Origin of the sequence: Legionella genomosp. 1, from assembly GCF_900640215.1 — a bacterium.
Classification (GTDB): domain Bacteria; phylum Pseudomonadota; class Gammaproteobacteria; order Legionellales; family Legionellaceae; genus Legionella_C; species Legionella_C quinlivanii_A.
The window spans coordinates 60,696-77,604 of the sequence record NZ_CAAAJH010000013.1; the positions used below are offsets into that span (position 1 = coordinate 60,696).

Here is a 16,909-nt window from a genome sequence, read left to right on the forward strand (position 1 = left end):
CTCCTGAAGCTGGCTCAGCTCTAAGCAGTTTGAGATCTTCGCTACGCTCAGGATGACGTCTCAGGGGAGTTACAAAATAAGTCCTAAACCTGATCCTTCAGTTTCCAACGCTTATGCAGCCACAACCATTGTGCCGGATTGGCGAGAATTATTTTTTCCAAAGCCTGATTGTATGCCAAAGTATTTTGATAAAGTGATTCCTGGGTATTGCCATGATCCTGCCAGACGATAGGCTCATAGAACTCCAGAACATGCTTGCCATTCGGCAAACGATAACCAGCAGCCGGAACTACCGGAACGCCTGTATGGCGGGCAAAACTGGCCAGGCTGCGATAGGTTCCTGCCTTTTTTCCAAAAAATTCGGCAGCAATCCCATCCCGATTCACCAGCGACGCATGCTGATCCAATACAAAAATGACCGCATGGTTATTATCCAGGGCATCACAGACCTGCTGTAATGAATTCTTTTTAGGAATAACGTTCAATCCGGCACGGTAATATCTGCCAAACAGAATTCGCTCAATGGTTTTATTACCCAAGGTGCGTCGAATAAAATGAAATTGTCCCTGAAATTCCTGGAAATTAAGGATCCCACCAAGCGGCGCAAATTCCCAATTGCCAAAATGACCCGTTAAAACCAGCACCCCCTTTCCCTCACCGGCAACGGCCAGCATGCGCTCATGCCCTCTGACCTCTACACATTCCCTGAGTCTTTTCTGACTCATAAAGCGTAATTGCAGGCCTTCCTTAATTGAAAGCAGCAGATGCGAATAGAATGCCTTTGCCAGGTGCTGTTTTTCAGAAATGCTTAATTGCTCGCCATAAACCTGATCAATATTGGCCATTACTACCGCTTTCCGATAGGGAAAGTATCTGAACATTAAACGGCCTAAACGAGTCGTCGGCAAGTTATTGATTGTATGCGCTGATTCAGTCACAGGATTTAATCACCACGCAAGCATTCATACTGGCAAAGCCACGGTTGATGATCAGCGCAGTGCGCTGATTCGCAAACTCCCGCGTACTTGCGCTTAAGTTTAACTCAGCACACTGAGCGGCTGTCTCGGTCAGATTGGCAATACCAGGAATGCATTTTTCAGTAATCGCCCTGGTCGTTAAAACCGTATCCAGCAAGCCGGAGGCGGTCAGGGTATGTCCCATTGCCCATTTATAGGCAGTTACCGGAACAGGCGCTCCCTGAACCAGTTCCTGAATGGCAAATGCTTCACTCAGGTCAGATTTGGCATTGCCATTTCCATGAGCCACAATTAAATCGATATCAGCAGCACTCAGATTACAGGATATCAACGCTTGCTGCAGTAAGCTGGCAAGTGACGCCCCCTCTGCTTCGAGGGAAAACAGTCCTGCAGCCTCAGTGGAGGCCAGCCCGCCTGCGACTTCAGCCAGGCATACCGCACCACGCGCCCTCGCACTTTCTTCACTTTCAAGAATTAACGCGGTAGCGCCTTCCGCTAATACGGTGCCGTCATGTTCTTTATCAAAGGGCTTCAGATGACGCTCACTTAAAACACCCAGCTGGTTATAATAGAACAAGGCCTGCGGCTCAACACCGGCGTCATAGGCCACCACGACCGCTCTATCAGCCTGACCTTGCTGTATTGAATGATAGGCCTCAATCAAAGCCTGGATTCCGCCTGCCGCATGGTTGGTTATATTATGGTTCGGGCCTTTAAAGCCGTAGGTAATTCCTGAATAAGCGAGCACATTGTTTGGCAGTATGCGTAAGAGCCACATCGGATGGACTTCATTAAACAATTGTGCGGCGAATTCCTGCATATTGCCTTCTGACTTGGCAAGTAAGGGCAGAAAATCATACTGCTGGAAATATTTGTTTCCTGGCGAGCCCACAAAAACAGCAGTTTGCTCATTGAAGTGCTCAGCAGATTCGAGACTATCCCGATAGTCAATCATGCCGCTATGCTTAATCGCCTCCACAGCAGCATGAATGCCCATTGCATCATGTCTGGATATCACCTTCATTAATTTGCGATCAGGTAAGGCTCGGCCGGGTTGGAAATCTTTCAGCTCGCCGCCTAAACGAGCGGGCCACGAAGACAAGTCCCACTGGCGAATTTCTTCAATTCCTGTTTCGCCAGCTAAAATAGCATTCCAGGTTTTATCAAGGGTTTCACCGCAGGCGGTCAATGCACTCAGACCGGTTATAAAAACCCGTTTTTTTTCGTTATTCATGAACAGATCCGCCAAACTCAGGATGTTTAAATAAAAGACAACTATTGGAACCACCAAATCCAAATGAATTGGACAACACAACGCCAAGAGACTTCTCGCGAGGGCCATCACTTACATAATCCAGATCACAATCCGGATCCTGAGTGGTTAAATTGGCCGTCATGGGAACTTGTCCATGCTGTATGGCAAGTACGGATAATGCAGCTTCAAGCGCCCCTGCCGCAGCAATCAGGTGTCCGGTCTGGCTTTTGGTTGAACTGACAGGCAGGCTATAAGCTCTTTCTTTGAAAACAGCTTTAATCGCATTGGTTTCACTAAGATCGTTCATCTTGGTAGACGTACCGTGTGCATTAATATAATCCACATCGCGGGCTGTTACGCCAGCATCAGCTAATGCGCGTTCAATTGCCTGGCGGGCTCCATCACCATTTGGGTGAGAGTCTGTAATCCGGTAAGAGCTGAGCGAATTGCCTTCTCCGGCGAGTTCCGCGTAAATCCTGGCACCTCTGGCCTTCGCTCTGTTCCAATCCTCAAGGATAAGAAACGCGGCACCTTCACCAAGTACAAAGCCATTGCGAGTGCCATCAAAAGGCCTGCTGGCAGTTGCAGGATGCTCATTATAGGTAGACAAAGCCCCCAGAAGACAGAAACTGGATAAGCCCAAAGGATTAATCATCGAATCAAAACCACCGGCCAGCATATAATCGGCCTCACCTCGACGCAGTACCTGTAATGCCAGGCCAAGCGCCTGGCCTCCAGAAGCACAGGCAGTATGAACTGAATTCGCATAGCCTTTGATTCCAAATTGCTGAATCAAAAGAGAAAGCCCTGAGTTGGAGGTGGTTTTTCCAAAATCTGTCAGCTTATAGAAATCCTGCGTATTTTTGTTTAGCTCTGTCCAGTTGATATTTCCATCAGCAGCACAGGCTTTCTGGAAGCGTTGCAAGTATTCAAATTCAGCAGTCATCATACCGCTGCCAGTGACTACTCCCCAGCGCGCTGCAGTGTCAGCCTGCGGTTGAATTCCAGCATCAGCAAACGCCTGTCGCGCCGCCTCCAGTGCAAAGCGGGTAAATGACATCGCAAACCGGGTATCTTTGCTGCGCAGTGATTCGCAAAGCTCAAAGGATTTTACTTCGGCAGCGATATGTGCTGGAAATCCGGAGGCGTCAAATTGTTGAATTGTACTAATTCCCGACTGACCCGCCATTAGATTTTGCCATGTGGAACTCACATCGTTTCCCAATGGGGAAACAATGCCCAATCCGGTAATCGCTACTCGTTTTTTAGACATATTAATTTACCTTTCGCTGCCAAACCATTTCAAGAACACAGACCCTTTTCCCCTCAACTTCACTGCGGAAAACAAGTACCAGCTGCTCTTCATCCTGTTTTTTTAACTGAAGCAGGCATATCACAGTATCGCCAGGATGCACAAAATCATTCATCTTGATTTTACGGAGTTCTTTAATTTTGAATTGATTCAATAATCCCATTCGCTCAATGAAATACCTTGCCAAATGGATTTTACACTCCAGCAAGACGGTCATTGGTAGTACTGGATTGCGGGGAAAATGATCAGGGAACCAGGGAGCTGCTCTGGTAATGCGCTTCTCAGCAGTCAACGCCAGACCAGGTTCTTCCTTCAACACGCGGTCAAAAGTCATCGGATAGGCAATCGGTTGCCGAGTCGCATGAAAGAGACTCTCTTCAATAGCCTTGCTGCCAGCATTCCAGTCACCGGGGCGATTAATTTCAGCAAACTGTTCTCTTACCTCTTGTTCGGCAATAAACTCTCTCATAGGCAGCAATGGGCCCAAAGCGCCATCCACTGTAAACACCAGGTCATCATCCACACGTGCAAGGCTGTGATATTGAACTGCAGTATCATCCAGCGAGTCGATAAAAGACTCGAGATACAGGGTTTCTCCAAGATAGGCTGGACGATGCAGGCTGGCACTGGCAACTACCCCGGCAACCGGCCGATTGGCAAAGCCCTGGGTATGCATGACATTCCAGGCAGCAAGCTGCCCCAGGGTTTCGCCTATAAATGAAGCAGGAAACACAAAGCGTCCATTTTCATCTTGTTGTAAGTAGCCATCATCAGCAGTAATATGTTTTATACCGCGAATGAATTCACCCGGCGATAAGTGCAAGATCCTGTCGACAAATAGAAAACGCATCAGGCTACAGATTCGCTGGTTTTTTGTTCTTGTACTGCACTGACAACCAATTTGCAGAACGTTTCAACAGTAAATAACATTGGAATTTCATTTACTTTCATGTTCGCCTTGAAATGCTGGGCAGGAACTTCACTTAAATAATTTTTCAATGCCTGCATTCCCTTGACACTTAAGACACCGCCTTTCTCAAACTCGTCTTCAGGCAAGTCTCCCCGTGCGTTTTTTTCCAGTTGACCACGCGGAATCTTAATACCGAATTCCTTTTCCAACTGAAATACCAAATCGAGGAAGTCAATTGATTCTGCACCCAAATCGGCAATTAAACGGCTGTCAAGTGCAACATCTTCTTCATCAATAACCAATACATCAGCGATAATTTCCCGAACCTTGGGGTAAACGCTTTCTACATTCATACTTATTCCTCAGCAGTCTTCTAGCTTACAAATTTCAGGATTATAACATAAAATTTTCGCAATCAGCTACGAAATTGACGAAGCTCGGAGCTATCAGATAAATTTTACCTTTAAAGCCCAGGCTCCTCTAATCAACCGACCTTGCTGTAGCCCGCATCAACAAATAATGTATGCGCATTGATCATTTGTGCTTCAGGCAGACAGAGAAGATAAACCGCATTCGCCACATCCTCTGTCGTCAGAGGCCTGGAAGCCAGGGAATGAGCCTGATATTCATCAAGAAGTTGCTCACGGTTTGGAAAATGTTTCAGTGCATCGGTGTCCACTACCCCAGCGGAGACGGTGTTAACCGTTACCTCATACTCAGCCATTTCCAGACTCAGGGAGCGGACTAAGGCTTCCAGGGCAGCCTTTGAAGCACCAATAAAGGCATAATTAGGTATCGCACGATGAGCACCAAGGCTTGACAATGCAATTACCCGACCGCCGCGCTGCATCAGCTCACGTCCTTCAGACACTAAATGATTGAGGGCCAGAGCATTGGTTTCCATACACCAGCGCCAGTGTTTTGTAGACATTTTTAAGGCGGGTTTCAATACACCGCTGGCCGCATTACTAATCAGAAAATCAAGTTTGTCAAAATGCTCACGAAAAATTGCAAACATGTCCTTTACCGAGGCGTGATCAGCGACGTTCGCCTGAATGGCACAGGCTTTTCTCCCTAATGACTTAATCTCTTCAACGAGCTCCAGGGCTTCATCCGAACTGTTGTAATATACAATTGCTATATCACTACCCGATTTTGCCAATTTCAGGGCACAGGCTTTGCCAATACCTCTGGCACCGCCAGTAATTAGAGCAACTCGATCGCGAAACACTAAGGACATATTCAATTTCCCAAATATAAAAAATACGCAAGCTACCCTGATTAATGAATACTGTCAATCGTTCAAAGGGCTTGTGTCAAGGGCATCAAATTTGTACCATCTGTGCTTTGTAATCATTGGCTTTGTCCGAATGAACTATTCTCTGCCTAAAACTGTTGTTCCCATTGCCATGCTGTTTTCTTTTCGCATGCTTGGTCTTTTCATGCTCATTCCTGTATTTTCTGTTCTCGCAGTTCAATTGTCCGGAGCCACAGCGAGCCTGATTGGAATTGCTTTGGGCAGCTACGGATTAAGTCAGGGTATTTTGCAAATTCCCTTCGGCCTCCTTTCAGATCGCTATGGCAGAAAGCGTATGATTACTATTGGCCTGATTTTATTTGCCGCAGGCAGCCTCTGGGGCGCATTGACCCACTCTATTTTTGGAATGATTGGAGCACGCATTGTACAGGGTATGGGCGCTATCGGCAGCGTGCTGATTGCCTTGCTGGCTGACCTGACTGAAGATAAGGATCGTACCAAAGCCATGGCCATTTTAGGATTAACCATTGGCACCTCCTTTATTGCAGCAATGATAATAAGTCCCGTACTTACCCATCACTATGGGCTTTCGAGTATCTTCTATCTGACCTTTGTTTTATCGCTGCTTGGCTTGATATTTCTTTATACTATTGTTCCTTCTCCTGAACAGGAACGCTTTCATGCAGAAAGCGAAACCAATCCCCAATTGCTGCGTACTGTACTGAGAGATACCCGATTACAGCGCTTAAACGCCGGTATTTTTTTTCAACATCTGGTTTTAACCTCCACGTTCTATGTGGTCCCCATGCTTTTAAAAGCACAAATACAGCTAGGTAATCTAAGCCAGCAATGGCATTTTTATTTACCGGTATTACTTTTATCCTTTATTGTCATGCTTCCCTTCATTTATATTGCAGAGCGCATGAAAAAAATGCGTTTAATCTTTCTGACAGCAGTAAGCCTCACAGCCCTGGCACAGCTCTTGCTGGCAGTTGTTCCATCAACGCTTCTCGCATTGTTTATTCTGATTTTTATTTACTTTGTCGCCTTTAATATTCTTGAAGCGTCATTACCATCGATCATTTCCCGTCAGGCGAGTAAAAGCAATAAAGGCACTGCAATGGGTGTTTATTCAACCAGCCAGTTTCTAGGAATTTTTGCCGGTGGCTTGCTGTCCGGTCTTAGCTATCAGTATGTCGGGATTACAGGTTTATTCATTATGAATACTATATACAGCCTGATTTGGCTTCTTATTAGCTGGCCCATGAATGACATTAGTGCAAAATAGTGAAATTCAAAGCCGTACATGTATCATAAAAAAGCTGATTTCAAGGGCAAAGATCAAAACTCTTTAATGGCAGTAAGGAATTGCCCTGATCTCGATAAGCGGAAGATCAACTCACTGAAGCTCTATGAATTGTTGGCTTAAATTCGTTATAATCCTTTCCTCACTCGCAAGAACCTCAGGAGAAATGTAGAAATGGCACGTGGAATTAATAAAGTTATATTAATAGGCAATATTGGCGGTGATCCCGATGTTCGATATATGCCCAATGGAAACGCGGTAACTACCTTATCAGTGGCGACCAGTGAAGCATGGAAAGATAAACAAACTGGTGATAAACAGGAACGCACCGAATGGCATCGCGTAGTCTGTTTTAATAAACTGGGCGAAATCGCCGGTGAATACCTTCGTAAAGGCTCAAAAGTCTATGTGGAAGGCAGCCTGCGCACCAGAAAATGGCAGGATCAACAAGGCCAGGATCGCTATACTACCGAAATAGTAGCCAATGACATTCAAATGCTTGACGGCAAAGGCAGTGCCCCCTCTAACTACGGTGATATGCCACAGCAGGCACCTGCTCAACAAGGAATGGGAAAGCCGCAGATGAGCCCTGCTGCTCATAATGCCTTTGACGAACTGGATGACGATATCCCGTTTTAGAGAGCACTGGAGTGAACCTGCAAACTGTTAAAAAAAGCCCATATCAATGGGCTTTTTTTTCATGAGAAGAACCAGTATCGTTGATATAGAGAATGCCAGATTAATTATCAACAGATTGAATCAATTATGAAATATATTCCAATAAGCGTCCTGTTTTTTATTTTATTCTTTGCCGGTGCGTCCTTCTCCTCTCAAAACAATTCCCCACTTCATCTGGAATCGCAGACCATAGCCTCCATCCATGAGAGCATTCAAAATAAGCAATTTTCTTGCCTGCAGCTAGTAAGCGCCTATATTGAGCGCATTAAAAAATATGATTTAAGTGTCAATGGTCACGCACCTATTAATGCCTGGACTGAAATTAATCCTTCCGTTCTAACGCAGGCACAGCAGTTGGATTTGATTTTCGAAAAAACTGGCCGAATGTCAGGAGCACTTCACTGTATCCCCATAATTTTAAAAGATAATATCGATTCATTCGATACGACTACCACCTCTGGCTCTTACGCTCTATTAGGTAGTCAGCCCGTACATGATGCTTTTCTGGTAGAGAAATTGCGAGGGGCGGGAGCCATTATCCTTGGCAAAGGAGGGATGGATGAGTTTGCCTGGGGGATGTTTGGAATCAGCAGTCGCAGTGGAAGAATCGGGAATGTTTTTGATACCAGTAAGAATCCCGGGGGCTCTAGTGGCGGGCCAGCAGCTGCTGTCAGTGCGAGCTTTGCCTTGCTTGCTATTGGCACTGATAATAGCGGCTCGGTCAGAATTCCAGCTGCTTTCCATGGTTTAGCAGGGCTTCGTCCAAGCACCGGATTAATTAGCCAACACGGTATTTTCCCTATGGGCAATCTGGATGGAACAGCTGGTCCTATTGCACGTACCGTACAGGACCTGGCAATTTTACTGGATGTTATCGCTCAACCCGACTCCAGGGATCCAAAAACAATGAATATTCCCAGAGTAAAAACCTATACCGCGTTTCTCAATAAGAAGGGCTTGGCTAATAAACGAATTGCTGTTGTACGTAATGTTAATGGCCTTGATCCATTCAATAAAATGCCAGCGAGTATCAACAGGATAATAAAGAATGCTACTGCAAATATGCAGCAAATGGGCGCAACCATCGTTGATATTAATCTACCAGCTTTCAATAATGATCGTCAGAATAATCAGGCCGGAGAGATTCAGGATATAGACGCATATCTTGCCTCTTTTCCATCAACCAGAGAAAGTTTTCGTGACCTCTGCCAATCCAATCGCACAAGAAATTTCGGCTCAATCAAAGATTGTCTACACTTTATGGCAAGCATGGCCGGCAACTCAAGTAGTTCATATCAACGGGCTTTAACTATTTTTGCCCGGAACAGAGCCTATATACAAAACGTAATGGATCTAAACCATTTGGATGCTCTACTAATGCCCATTACTAGTCAAGGAACCGCCACCTACGATGCCATGACAGTGAATACCTGGCGTGCGCCGATCCCATCCAATGCCGGCTTGCCCTCAATTAGTATCAATGTTGGATATAGCAATGATTTACATATGCCTGTTGGAGTTGAACTAATTAGCAGGCAATTTCAGGAAGGGACTCTGATAGAAATGGCGTATGCTTATGAAAGTCAGACCTCCAGAATTTCGCCAACGATGCCAGAAGAAAATCCGGCTGTATCCAGGCTTTCAATCCCGGAATTAAACAATTTATTTACTTTATTAGGCAAAAACGCTTACGAAGAAATACTCATAAACAAAAAGAACACAGCAAGTGTAAGTGAATTAACTGCTGAAAAATTCAGAAAAATCACAGTCGACACGATTGACAGCGTGAAAGGATTCCCTCATGGGTAACTCAGGCTTTTGGCAAACATAATTAATTGCCCTAATTTACCAGGCATGGTTACTCGCAAAGCAGGAGCCTACACTAAGATCAGACTTGCATTCTCGGTAAAAACAGGTTATGACATGGAACCAGAGTCAAGCCAGAAGTTCTACCACTGATAGACTTTAATCAGGAGAGATACACTTAGAACATAGGATGAGCCAGCCCCTGTATTTCCTGTGGTTCTACTGCAATAGAATTACTTAATTAATCCGAGCAGGAGGCCATATGCCAAAGAGTTTTCTCAGTTTTTTTTGTATAGCGAATAGCAGATCCAATAGAGGAGAATCATCTGAACCGGTTCGTTCTCCATTAGCTGATCATATTTACTTTCCGGATGTTGCTTATAAGGGTCATCCTTTTATCTGGAAATATAATCGACATAACAATACAGCTACCACCGACCTTAAACTCCTGGGTACCGAGGAATATGCTAAAGAGGATCTGTATCGTTATTTATGTCATCATAAGGCAGATATAACCGTAACAGAGACACGCGCAATCATTAATGATGTAAAGCTGCTTCGAGTTAAATATCCGGCAATTTCAATATATGGAAAAACAAGCACTGCGCATCGCAACGCCCCCGCAGAAAAAGAATCTACTCAGGTTGAGCGCAGGCGAAGCTCTGAAGAAATTTATTTCCCTTCAATTTCCATGAATGGAAATCCGTATTTATGGTACTTTTACCGCAGTCGCAATATTGCCATTTGGACTGGCACACTAGTTAATGGAACTGAAAGGTATGATCACGAGGAACTGAGAAGTAAACTCATGGTAATTCCCGGGATAACGACGGAAAACGAAGAAATCGCAGTTACGAATGTTTATGACTTCTCAATCAGGCATTCATTGAAATATCATGACGATGAGGCCGCTTTAGCGGAAGAAAATAATTGGGCAAATGCTTTAATCTGAATATTGCTAGTCGGTACAAATAAAAAAGCCCACATCTGTGGGCTTTTTTATTTAATGGACCTATTCTTCGTTTTGAGCAGGTCTATCGACAAACTCAACAATGGCCATTGGTGCATTATCGCCTGCACGGAAACCACATTTAAGAACGCGCACATAGCCGCCTGGGCGTTTGTTAAATCTTGGCCCCAGGATAGTAAATAATTTACCTACTGCCTCTTTTGATCTTAAGCGATTGAAGACATGTCGTCGTGAAGCAACTGAATCTTTTTTACTAACAGTAATAAGAGGTTCAATATACTTACGGAGTTCTTTTGCCTTAGGTAAGGTAGTTTTAATAACCTCATGCTCAATCAGAGAATTGCACATGTTAGAAAACATTGCCTTTCTATGGCTACTTGTACGGCTGAAACTTCGGCCTGAATTACGGTGACGCATTTGATAAGACTCCTATTAATCGCCTAGATTAGCTGGCGGCCAATTTTCTAATTTCATTCCCAAAGATAAAGAACGTGATGCTAAAACATCCTTTATTTCAGTTAAGGATTTCTTTCCTAAATTAGGGGTTTTCAAGAGTTCATTTTCAGTTTTTTGAACCAAATCCCCAATATAATATATATTCTCTGCTTTCAAACAATTTGCTGATCTGACAGTCAACTCCAGATCATCAACTGGTCTTAATAGAATAGGATCAAAATCATTTCTTTCTTTGTTATCAGCTCTTGATTCCTCGAACTTCATATCGACAAAAGCATGTAATTGACGCTGCAGGATAGAAGCTGAAATACGAATAGCATCTTCAGGATCCAATGTTCCATTGGTTTGTAAATCAATGGTTAGCTTATCAAGGTCAGTACGGTTTTCAACACGAGCACTATCCACAAAATAAGCGACTTTCACTACAGGAGAAAAGGAATTGTCAATCTTCAATTTACCTACAGATTTACGCTCCAGATCATTCTCATAGTCACGAACAAATGAGTCAGTGGAATGAAAACCAACACCACGCTCTACTTTAAGCGTCATATCGAGTTTGCCATTCTCGTTCAAAGTGGCAATGACCAAATCCGGATTAACAATTTCCTGCCCTTGATTCAGTTGAATGTCACCTGCAGTAACTACACAAGGACCTTCTTTTACAAGGCTTAAAGTGGCTTCATTACCGGAGGCAACTTTAATAGCCACTTGCTTCAAATTAAGCAGTATGTCAACAACATCTTCCTGTACACCTTCAATAGTACTGTATTCATGCAGAACACCAGCAATCGATACTTCAGTGATTGCCCATCCTGGCATAGAAGACAAAAGAATTCTTCTTAACGCATTACCCAGTGTATGGCCATAACCGCGCTCGAGAGGCTCAAGTACGATTCGTGAACGATTGATTGAATCAGTTTGCACCTTAAGCACTGTTGGCGTCAGCATTTCGTTTATTTCAGTATACATTCAGCTATGTCTCCGAGCTTACTTAGAGTAAAGTTCAACAACCAGATTAACGTTAAAATCAGATGATATATCATTTAACGTAGGTGCAGATGTAAATGTACCTTTCATTGAACCAGAGTCAGCAGTTAACCAATCACAAGGAGCACGTTGTTCGGATAAAGCGATAGCTGCTTTGATACGACCTTGTTCCCTTGCTTTTTGTCTAACTTCAACTTTATCACCAGCACTCAAAATGAATGATGGAATATTTACCAGTTGGCCATTCACCAGAATAGCTTTATGAGCAACAAGTTGTCTGGCTTCAGCTCTAGTGCTGGCAAAACCTAATCTGTAAACAACATTGTCCAATCGGCTCTCAAGAAGAACCATCAGATTTTCACCGGTAGAGCCTTTCATGCGAGCAGCTTTTTTATAGTAGTTTCTAAACTGACGTTCGAGAATACCATAATAAGTTCTGATTTTTTGCTTTTCGTCTAACTGCAGACCATAGTCACTCAAGCGACCTTTTTTGTCACCATGCTGGCCAGGTTTCTTTTCAGAACGGCATTTGGATTTAAAATCACGAACACCACTTTTTAATAATAGATCAGTGCCTCTTCGTCTTGACAATTTGCACTTTGGGCCTAATTTTCTTGCCATTAGTTACTCCTGAATCTTATACACGACGTTTCTTGGGAGGTTTACACCCATTATGGGGTATCCCTGTAACATCAGTAATTTCAACAATTTTGAAATCCTGAGAGATCAGCTCTCGAATCGTTGACTCACGTCCTGGGCCAGGGCCATGAACGAATACTGCAACAGATTTCATACCATATTCTTTTGCAACAGCAGAGGCACGTTCAGTAGCAACCTGTGCAGCATAAGGAGTGCTTTTACGCGATCCACGGAAACCAGAGCCGCCTGACGTTGCCCAGCATAGAGCGTTACCCTGTCTGTCAGTAAAAGTAACAATTGTGTTATTAAAAGAAGCATGAACGTGCACAATGCCATCGGAAACCACACGTTTTACTTTTTTTCTTGTCTTTTGCTGCTTAGCTTTATTTGTAGCCATCTTACTATCCTGAATTATTAATTACTTGTGCCTTTGCGTCGACCTTTACGGGTTCTAGCATTGGTTTTAGTTCGTTGTCCACGCAGAGGGAGTCCACGTCGATGTCTGAGTCCTCGATAACATCCGAGATCCATCAATCGCTTGATATTCATGGAAACAACTCGACGCAGGTCACCTTCCACAGTCATTTTAGCAATTTCGGTACGCAAAGCTTCAAGCTTCTCTTCAGGAACCTGAAATACTTTAGTGGACTCTTCAATACCCACTGTTTTACACAAATGTTTAGAAGTTGTTTTACCTATACCAAAGATTGATGTCAGTGCAATCACTATATGTTTGTTATCTGGTATATTTACACCTGCAATACGAGCCATTAATTTCTCCGTATGTTTACTTTGCTCTGCCGGAAAGGGACAGAAGAATACTATTTTATTGGATTAAAATCAAGCAAGATTAACCTTGCTTTTGTTTATGTCTAGCATCTTTACATATAACTTTGACATTTCCATGACGCTTAATAATTTTGCAGTTACGGCAAATACGCTTAACTGATGCTCTAACTTTCATTCATAACTCCGAGTAATAATCATAAAAGACCAGGTAATTTAGTACCTTTAAAATTGGCCTTTTTCATCAGTGAATCATATTGTTGAGTCATTAAGTGCGCCTGAACCTGTGCGACAAAGTCCATAATCACAACAACGATGATTAAAAGTGAAGTTCCGCCAAAATAGAAGGGTACATGCCAGGTGTACATTAATATCTGTGGCAGCAAGCATACCAGTACCAGGTAAATAGCGCCAATTAATGTTAGCCGGGTCATTACCGAATCAATATATTTTGTCGTTTGCTCACCAGGTCTAATGCCTGGAATATAAGCACCTGACTTTTTCAAATTATCAGCTGTATCTTTAGGGTTGAACACCAAAGCAGCATAGAAAAAGGCAAAAAACAGAATCGCTACCGCATAGACGATCAGATATAAAGGCTGACCGGGCGATAAAGCCATTCCAATATCAGCCAACCAGTCCATTCCTTTTCCTTTAGCAAAAAACTGTGCAAGTGTCGCAGGCAGCAGAATTATGCTGGAAGCAAAAATAGGCGGAATGACTCCAGACATATTTATTTTTAACGGCAAATGACTGGTCTGTGCGGCATATACTTTGCGACCCTGAGTACGTTGAGCATAGTTAACTCTGATACGCCTTTGAGCTCGTTCCATGAATACAACAAACCCGGTTACACAAACTACGATTAATGCAATCAAAATCAGACTCAAGGCCTGCATTTGTCCCTCTTTGACCTGCTGGAACACAGATGCAATTGCATTAGGCATACTGGAGACTATTCCAGAGAAAATGATAAGAGATATACCATTCCCGACGCCCTTTTCAGTTATTTGTTCACCTAGCCACATCAAAAACATTGTACCAGTAACTAATGTGACAACAGCCGTAAAATAAAATGTAAAATCAGCATGCAAAGCAATGTGCTGTCCAGCTAACCATCGAGCCATACCTAATGATTGAAAAACTGATAATAACAATGTCAGGTAGCGCGTGTATTGGTTGATTTTACGACGCCCTTGTTCACCTTCTTTCTTCAACTGCTCCAACTTGGGAGAAACGACTGAAAAAAGCTGAATAATAATCGATGCGGAAATATAAGGCATTATACCAATAGCGAATACAGTAACTCGGGATAATGCCCCACCAGAAAACATATTAAAAAGGCCAAAAATAGTATTTTGTTGTTCGCCGAAAAAATTGGCCAGTTTCTGTGGATCAAGTCCAGGTACAGGTATATGCGCACCTAAACGGTAAACAAGGATCCCAAGAATGACAAAAAATATTCTGGTCTTTAATTCAGTCAACCCACTTTTGGGTTGACCTGCTATTTGCTTCCGGTTTTTCATAATTAGTCTTCTATACTTCCACCAGCCTGTTCAATCATTGCACGGGCTCCTTTGGTCACAGGAATCCCTTTCAGTTTGACAGCAACACTGATCTCACCAGAAAGAATCACTTTAACGTTTTTAACAGCTGTATTAATCAGTCGGTGCCGACGCAAAGTATCCATATCAATGATTTCTTCTTCAATGGAAGCAAGTTCACTAAGTGTGATTTGATCATTGTACTTGCCTATACGAGATTTGAAACCCATTTTTGGCAAACGTCTTTGAATAGGCATCTGACCGCCTTCAAAGTTGATCTTGTGGTAACCACCAGCACGGGCCTTCTGCCCTTTATGGCCTTTTCCGCTTGTCTTACCAAGACCAGAACCAATACCACGGCCTAAGCGTTGCTTTGGACGTTTTGAACCTGGATCAGGCGAAAGTGTATTTAATTTCATTAGGCACACTCCTCTACACGTAACAAGTAGTGAACAGTATTCACAAGACCGCGGATCGCTGGAATATCCTGATGAATAACAGAACTATTTAATTTACCCAGGCCTAATTGTTTTACAATCAGAATATGCTTGGGCTTTCTACCTATTGTACTTTTTACCAAAGTAATTTTAATTTTTTTGCTCATGATTAGCCTGCCATCACTTCTTCAACAGTTTTACCGCGTTTAGCAGCGACATAATCTGGAGTTCCAATATTTGACAAAGCACCGATAGTTGCTCTGACGATGTTGCTTGGGTTAGTTGAACCAATACTTTTAGCAAGAATGTTTTGGACACCCAGTACTTCGAGAACAGCTCTCATTGCACCACCAGCAATAATTCCGGTACCTTCACTGGCTGGTTTCATGAATACCTTGGATGCACCATAGCTCCAGGTAATTTCGTGATGAATTGTATTTCCAGCCAATGGAATATACGTCATATTCTTACGTGCTTGTTCCATTGCTTTCTGAATAGCAATCGGCACTTCACGGGCTTTACCGCGTCCGTAACCAACTTTGCCCTTACCGTCGCCAATGACGACAAGTACAGCAAAACCGAATACTCGTCCACCTTTTACTACTTTCGCTGTTCGGGTCACAGAGACTAGTTTCTCTTGATACCCTTCAGTCATTTTGGATTCTTCAAATGCCATCACTGTTCCTTAAAAATTCAAACCAGCTTCACGGGCACCATCAGCAAGTGCCTTAACGCGGCCATGATATTTGTACCCAGAGCGGTCAAATGCAACATCGGTAATTTGATGTGCCTTAGCTCGTTCGCCAAGTAGTTTTCCTACCATTGTCGCCTGCTCAACTTTAGTACCTTTAATAGAACCTCTTGCTTCTTTATCAACTGTGGAACAGGAAGCCACTACACGGTCACCATTTTCACCGGGTACTATAATCTGAGCATAGATATGTGTAGTACTACGATAAACCACAAGGCGTGGACGACCGCAATACTTTTGTCTTGCTTTTGTTTTGGCTCCGCGTCTTACACGTGCATTAATCTTACTCATAATTTAAACCCTATTTTTTCTTGGCTTCTTTACGCGCAATTTGTTCACCAGCATATTTCACACCTTTTCCTTTGTAGGGCTCTGGTGGTCTGAATGCACGAATTTCAGAAGCAACCTGACCTAATAATTGTCTATCAATTCCCTTAATGATGATCGTAGTGTTGTTTGGACATTCAACAGTCACACCAGTAGGCAATTCATATTCTATGGGATGGGAATATCCCAATGATAAGCTGACAGACTTTCCGCTAGCTTGCGCTCTGTATCCAACACCAACGAGTTCCAGGGTAACGGAAAACCCATCAGTTACACCTTTAACCATATTGTTTAGAAGCGCACGGACTGTACCTGCCTGCGCCCAGGCATTAGGGTCATTAGAGGCTGGGCTAAAAGTGATTTTAGCATCATCTCTTGTAATAGATACAAGCTTATTGACATGTTGTGTCAATTCACCTTTTGGACCTTTAACAGTCATTTCATTTTTTGATAAAGTTAGCTCCACATTTGCAGGTAACTGTATCGGAGCTTTTGCTACTCTTGACATAT

22 protein-coding genes are annotated in these 16,909 nt (G+C 43.3%); 4 read left to right on the forward strand and 18 right to left on the reverse strand.

Translation table 11 applies throughout. The features are described from left to right. Window positions 1-83: 83 nt before the first annotated feature. From E1O89_RS12000 to fabL, 6 genes are all read right to left on the reverse strand, one after another. A complete protein-coding gene (locus E1O89_RS12000; protein WP_133140371.1) occupies window positions 84-938 on the reverse strand; it encodes a lysophospholipid acyltransferase family protein in 855 nt (284 codons plus the stop codon). Next, the gene (locus tag E1O89_RS12005) at window positions 931-2,211 is read right to left on the reverse strand and encodes a beta-ketoacyl-[acyl-carrier-protein] synthase family protein (protein WP_133140372.1); all 1,281 of its coding nucleotides are present in this window, start codon (window positions 2,209-2,211) and stop codon (window positions 931-933) included. Before E1O89_RS12005 ends, E1O89_RS12000 begins: the two co-directional genes overlap by 8 nt. Next, a complete protein-coding gene (locus E1O89_RS12010) occupies window positions 2,204-3,505 on the reverse strand; it encodes a beta-ketoacyl-[acyl-carrier-protein] synthase family protein (RefSeq protein ID WP_133140373.1) in 1,302 nt (433 codons plus the stop codon). The genes E1O89_RS12005 and E1O89_RS12010 overlap by 8 nt, the downstream gene beginning before the upstream one ends. 1 nt (window position 3,506) lies before the next feature. Then, window positions 3,507-4,394: a 3-hydroxyacyl-ACP dehydratase FabZ family protein gene (locus E1O89_RS12015; RefSeq protein ID WP_133140374.1), complete on the reverse strand. Its 888-nt coding sequence runs from the start codon at window positions 4,392-4,394 to the stop codon at window positions 3,507-3,509. Then, entirely contained in the window at window positions 4,394-4,807 is a 414-nt protein-coding gene (locus E1O89_RS12020; protein ID WP_058507962.1) for an acyl carrier protein, read from the reverse strand. Before E1O89_RS12020 ends, E1O89_RS12015 begins: the two co-directional genes overlap by 1 nt. 131 nt (window positions 4,808-4,938) lie before the next feature. Beyond that, entirely contained in the window at window positions 4,939-5,694 is a 756-nt protein-coding gene (gene fabL, locus E1O89_RS12025; RefSeq protein WP_133140375.1) for an enoyl-[acyl-carrier-protein] reductase FabL, read from the reverse strand. Between the two features lie 130 nt (window positions 5,695-5,824). Between fabL and E1O89_RS12030 the strand changes: the two genes are divergently transcribed. The 4 genes from E1O89_RS12030 to E1O89_RS12045 all read left to right on the forward strand — a co-directional run bounded on the left by E1O89_RS12030 (window position 5,825) and on the right by E1O89_RS12045 (window position 10,454). After that, window positions 5,825-7,000: an MFS transporter gene (locus E1O89_RS12030; protein ID WP_133140376.1), complete on the forward strand. Its 1,176-nt coding sequence runs from the start codon at window positions 5,825-5,827 to the stop codon at window positions 6,998-7,000. 192 nt (window positions 7,001-7,192) lie between these two features. Then, entirely contained in the window at window positions 7,193-7,657 is a 465-nt protein-coding gene (gene ssb, locus E1O89_RS12035) for a single-stranded DNA-binding protein (protein WP_112220487.1), read from the forward strand. A gap of 126 nt (window positions 7,658-7,783) precedes the next feature. Further along, the gene (locus E1O89_RS12040; protein ID WP_133140377.1) at window positions 7,784-9,505 is read left to right on the forward strand and encodes an amidase; all 1,722 of its coding nucleotides are present in this window, start codon (window positions 7,784-7,786) and stop codon (window positions 9,503-9,505) included. A gap of 259 nt (window positions 9,506-9,764) precedes the next feature. Next, window positions 9,765-10,454: a hypothetical protein gene (locus E1O89_RS12045; RefSeq protein ID WP_133140378.1), complete on the forward strand. Its 690-nt coding sequence runs from the start codon at window positions 9,765-9,767 to the stop codon at window positions 10,452-10,454. A gap of 60 nt (window positions 10,455-10,514) precedes the next feature. On the opposite strand, the gene rplQ is transcribed toward E1O89_RS12045, so the two are convergent. The 12 genes from rplQ to rplF form a co-directional block, all read right to left on the reverse strand. Next, window positions 10,515-10,889: a 50S ribosomal protein L17 gene (rplQ, locus tag E1O89_RS12050; protein WP_058507957.1), complete on the reverse strand. Its 375-nt coding sequence runs from the start codon at window positions 10,887-10,889 to the stop codon at window positions 10,515-10,517. A 15-nt stretch (window positions 10,890-10,904) separates the two neighbouring features. Continuing rightward, window positions 10,905-11,897: a DNA-directed RNA polymerase subunit alpha gene (locus E1O89_RS12055; protein WP_058507956.1), complete on the reverse strand. Its 993-nt coding sequence runs from the start codon at window positions 11,895-11,897 to the stop codon at window positions 10,905-10,907. 18 nt (window positions 11,898-11,915) lie between these two features. Next, a complete protein-coding gene (rpsD, locus tag E1O89_RS12060; protein WP_133140379.1) occupies window positions 11,916-12,536 on the reverse strand; it encodes a 30S ribosomal protein S4 in 621 nt (206 codons plus the stop codon). A 16-nt stretch (window positions 12,537-12,552) separates the two neighbouring features. After that, a complete protein-coding gene (gene rpsK / locus E1O89_RS12065; RefSeq protein WP_058507954.1) occupies window positions 12,553-12,951 on the reverse strand; it encodes a 30S ribosomal protein S11 in 399 nt (132 codons plus the stop codon). Between the two features lie 17 nt (window positions 12,952-12,968). Continuing rightward, window positions 12,969-13,325 carry a 30S ribosomal protein S13 gene (gene rpsM / locus E1O89_RS12070; RefSeq protein ID WP_058507953.1) on the reverse strand — a complete coding sequence of 119 codons (357 nt, stop codon included), beginning with the start codon at window positions 13,323-13,325 and terminating at the stop codon, window positions 12,969-12,971. A 79-nt stretch (window positions 13,326-13,404) separates the two neighbouring features. Beyond that, the gene (rpmJ, locus tag E1O89_RS12075) at window positions 13,405-13,518 is read right to left on the reverse strand and encodes a 50S ribosomal protein L36 (RefSeq protein ID WP_083499241.1); all 114 of its coding nucleotides are present in this window, start codon (window positions 13,516-13,518) and stop codon (window positions 13,405-13,407) included. A 19-nt stretch (window positions 13,519-13,537) separates the two neighbouring features. Continuing rightward, the gene (gene secY / locus E1O89_RS12080; protein WP_112220490.1) at window positions 13,538-14,866 is read right to left on the reverse strand and encodes a preprotein translocase subunit SecY; all 1,329 of its coding nucleotides are present in this window, start codon (window positions 14,864-14,866) and stop codon (window positions 13,538-13,540) included. 2 nt (window positions 14,867-14,868) lie between these two features. Further along, the gene (gene rplO / locus E1O89_RS12085) at window positions 14,869-15,303 is read right to left on the reverse strand and encodes a 50S ribosomal protein L15 (RefSeq protein ID WP_112220491.1); all 435 of its coding nucleotides are present in this window, start codon (window positions 15,301-15,303) and stop codon (window positions 14,869-14,871) included. Further along, the gene (rpmD, locus tag E1O89_RS12090) at window positions 15,303-15,488 is read right to left on the reverse strand and encodes a 50S ribosomal protein L30 (protein WP_058507950.1); all 186 of its coding nucleotides are present in this window, start codon (window positions 15,486-15,488) and stop codon (window positions 15,303-15,305) included. Before rpmD ends, rplO begins: the two co-directional genes overlap by 1 nt. A 2-nt stretch (window positions 15,489-15,490) precedes the next feature. Beyond that, window positions 15,491-15,997, reverse strand: a complete 507-nt coding sequence (rpsE, locus tag E1O89_RS12095) for a 30S ribosomal protein S5 (protein WP_058507949.1) — start codon at window positions 15,995-15,997, stop codon at window positions 15,491-15,493. A 9-nt stretch (window positions 15,998-16,006) separates the two neighbouring features. Continuing rightward, a complete protein-coding gene (gene rplR, locus E1O89_RS12100) occupies window positions 16,007-16,363 on the reverse strand; it encodes a 50S ribosomal protein L18 (protein WP_058507948.1) in 357 nt (118 codons plus the stop codon). Between the two features lie 10 nt (window positions 16,364-16,373). Further along, window positions 16,374-16,907 carry a 50S ribosomal protein L6 gene (gene rplF, locus E1O89_RS12105; RefSeq protein ID WP_058507947.1) on the reverse strand — a complete coding sequence of 178 codons (534 nt, stop codon included), beginning with the start codon at window positions 16,905-16,907 and terminating at the stop codon, window positions 16,374-16,376. Window positions 16,908-16,909 lie beyond the last annotated feature (2 nt).

What these genes read in the sequence shown, in the direction of transcription:
- rpsD (WP_133140379.1), bottom strand. Translation starts at nt 12,536, where the DNA reads ATGGCAAGAAAATTAGGCCCAAAGTGCAAATTGTCAAGACGAAGAGGC.
- rplQ (WP_058507957.1), bottom strand. Translation starts at nt 10,889, where the DNA reads ATGCGTCACCGTAATTCAGGCCGAAGTTTCAGCCGTACAAGTAGCCAT.
- E1O89_RS12010 (WP_133140373.1), bottom strand. Translation starts at nt 3,505, where the DNA reads ATGTCTAAAAAACGAGTAGCGATTACCGGATTGGGCATTGTTTCCCCA.
- rpmD (WP_058507950.1), bottom strand. Translation starts at nt 15,488, where the DNA reads ATGAGCAAAAAAATTAAAATTACTTTGGTAAAAAGTACAATAGGTAGA.
- E1O89_RS12020 (WP_058507962.1), bottom strand. Translation starts at nt 4,807, where the DNA reads ATGAATGTAGAAAGCGTTTACCCCAAGGTTCGGGAAATTATCGCTGAT.
- ssb (WP_112220487.1), top strand. Translation starts at nt 7,193, where the DNA reads ATGGCACGTGGAATTAATAAAGTTATATTAATAGGCAATATTGGCGGT.
- rpsE (WP_058507949.1), bottom strand. Translation starts at nt 15,997, where the DNA reads ATGGCATTTGAAGAATCCAAAATGACTGAAGGGTATCAAGAGAAACTA.
- E1O89_RS12015 (WP_133140374.1), bottom strand. Translation starts at nt 4,394, where the DNA reads ATGCGTTTTCTATTTGTCGACAGGATCTTGCACTTATCGCCGGGTGAA.
- secY (WP_112220490.1), bottom strand. Translation starts at nt 14,866, where the DNA reads ATGAAAAACCGGAAGCAAATAGCAGGTCAACCCAAAAGTGGGTTGACT.
- rpsK (WP_058507954.1), bottom strand. Translation starts at nt 12,951, where the DNA reads ATGGCTACAAATAAAGCTAAGCAGCAAAAGACAAGAAAAAAAGTAAAA.
- rpsM (WP_058507953.1), bottom strand. Translation starts at nt 13,325, where the DNA reads ATGGCTCGTATTGCAGGTGTAAATATACCAGATAACAAACATATAGTG.
- E1O89_RS12040 (WP_133140377.1), top strand. Translation starts at nt 7,784, where the DNA reads ATGAAATATATTCCAATAAGCGTCCTGTTTTTTATTTTATTCTTTGCC.
- E1O89_RS12045 (WP_133140378.1), top strand. Translation starts at nt 9,765, where the DNA reads ATGCCAAAGAGTTTTCTCAGTTTTTTTTGTATAGCGAATAGCAGATCC.
- fabL (WP_133140375.1), bottom strand. Translation starts at nt 5,694, where the DNA reads ATGTCCTTAGTGTTTCGCGATCGAGTTGCTCTAATTACTGGCGGTGCC.
- rplF (WP_058507947.1), bottom strand. Translation starts at nt 16,907, where the DNA reads ATGTCAAGAGTAGCAAAAGCTCCGATACAGTTACCTGCAAATGTGGAG.
- E1O89_RS12030 (WP_133140376.1), top strand. Translation starts at nt 5,825, where the DNA reads ATGAACTATTCTCTGCCTAAAACTGTTGTTCCCATTGCCATGCTGTTT.
- rpmJ (WP_083499241.1), bottom strand. Translation starts at nt 13,518, where the DNA reads ATGAAAGTTAGAGCATCAGTTAAGCGTATTTGCCGTAACTGCAAAATT.
- rplR (WP_058507948.1), bottom strand. Translation starts at nt 16,363, where the DNA reads ATGAGTAAGATTAATGCACGTGTAAGACGCGGAGCCAAAACAAAAGCA.
- rplO (WP_112220491.1), bottom strand. Translation starts at nt 15,303, where the DNA reads ATGAAATTAAATACACTTTCGCCTGATCCAGGTTCAAAACGTCCAAAG.
- E1O89_RS12055 (WP_058507956.1), bottom strand. Translation starts at nt 11,897, where the DNA reads ATGTATACTGAAATAAACGAAATGCTGACGCCAACAGTGCTTAAGGTG.
- E1O89_RS12005 (WP_133140372.1), bottom strand. Translation starts at nt 2,211, where the DNA reads ATGAATAACGAAAAAAAACGGGTTTTTATAACCGGTCTGAGTGCATTG.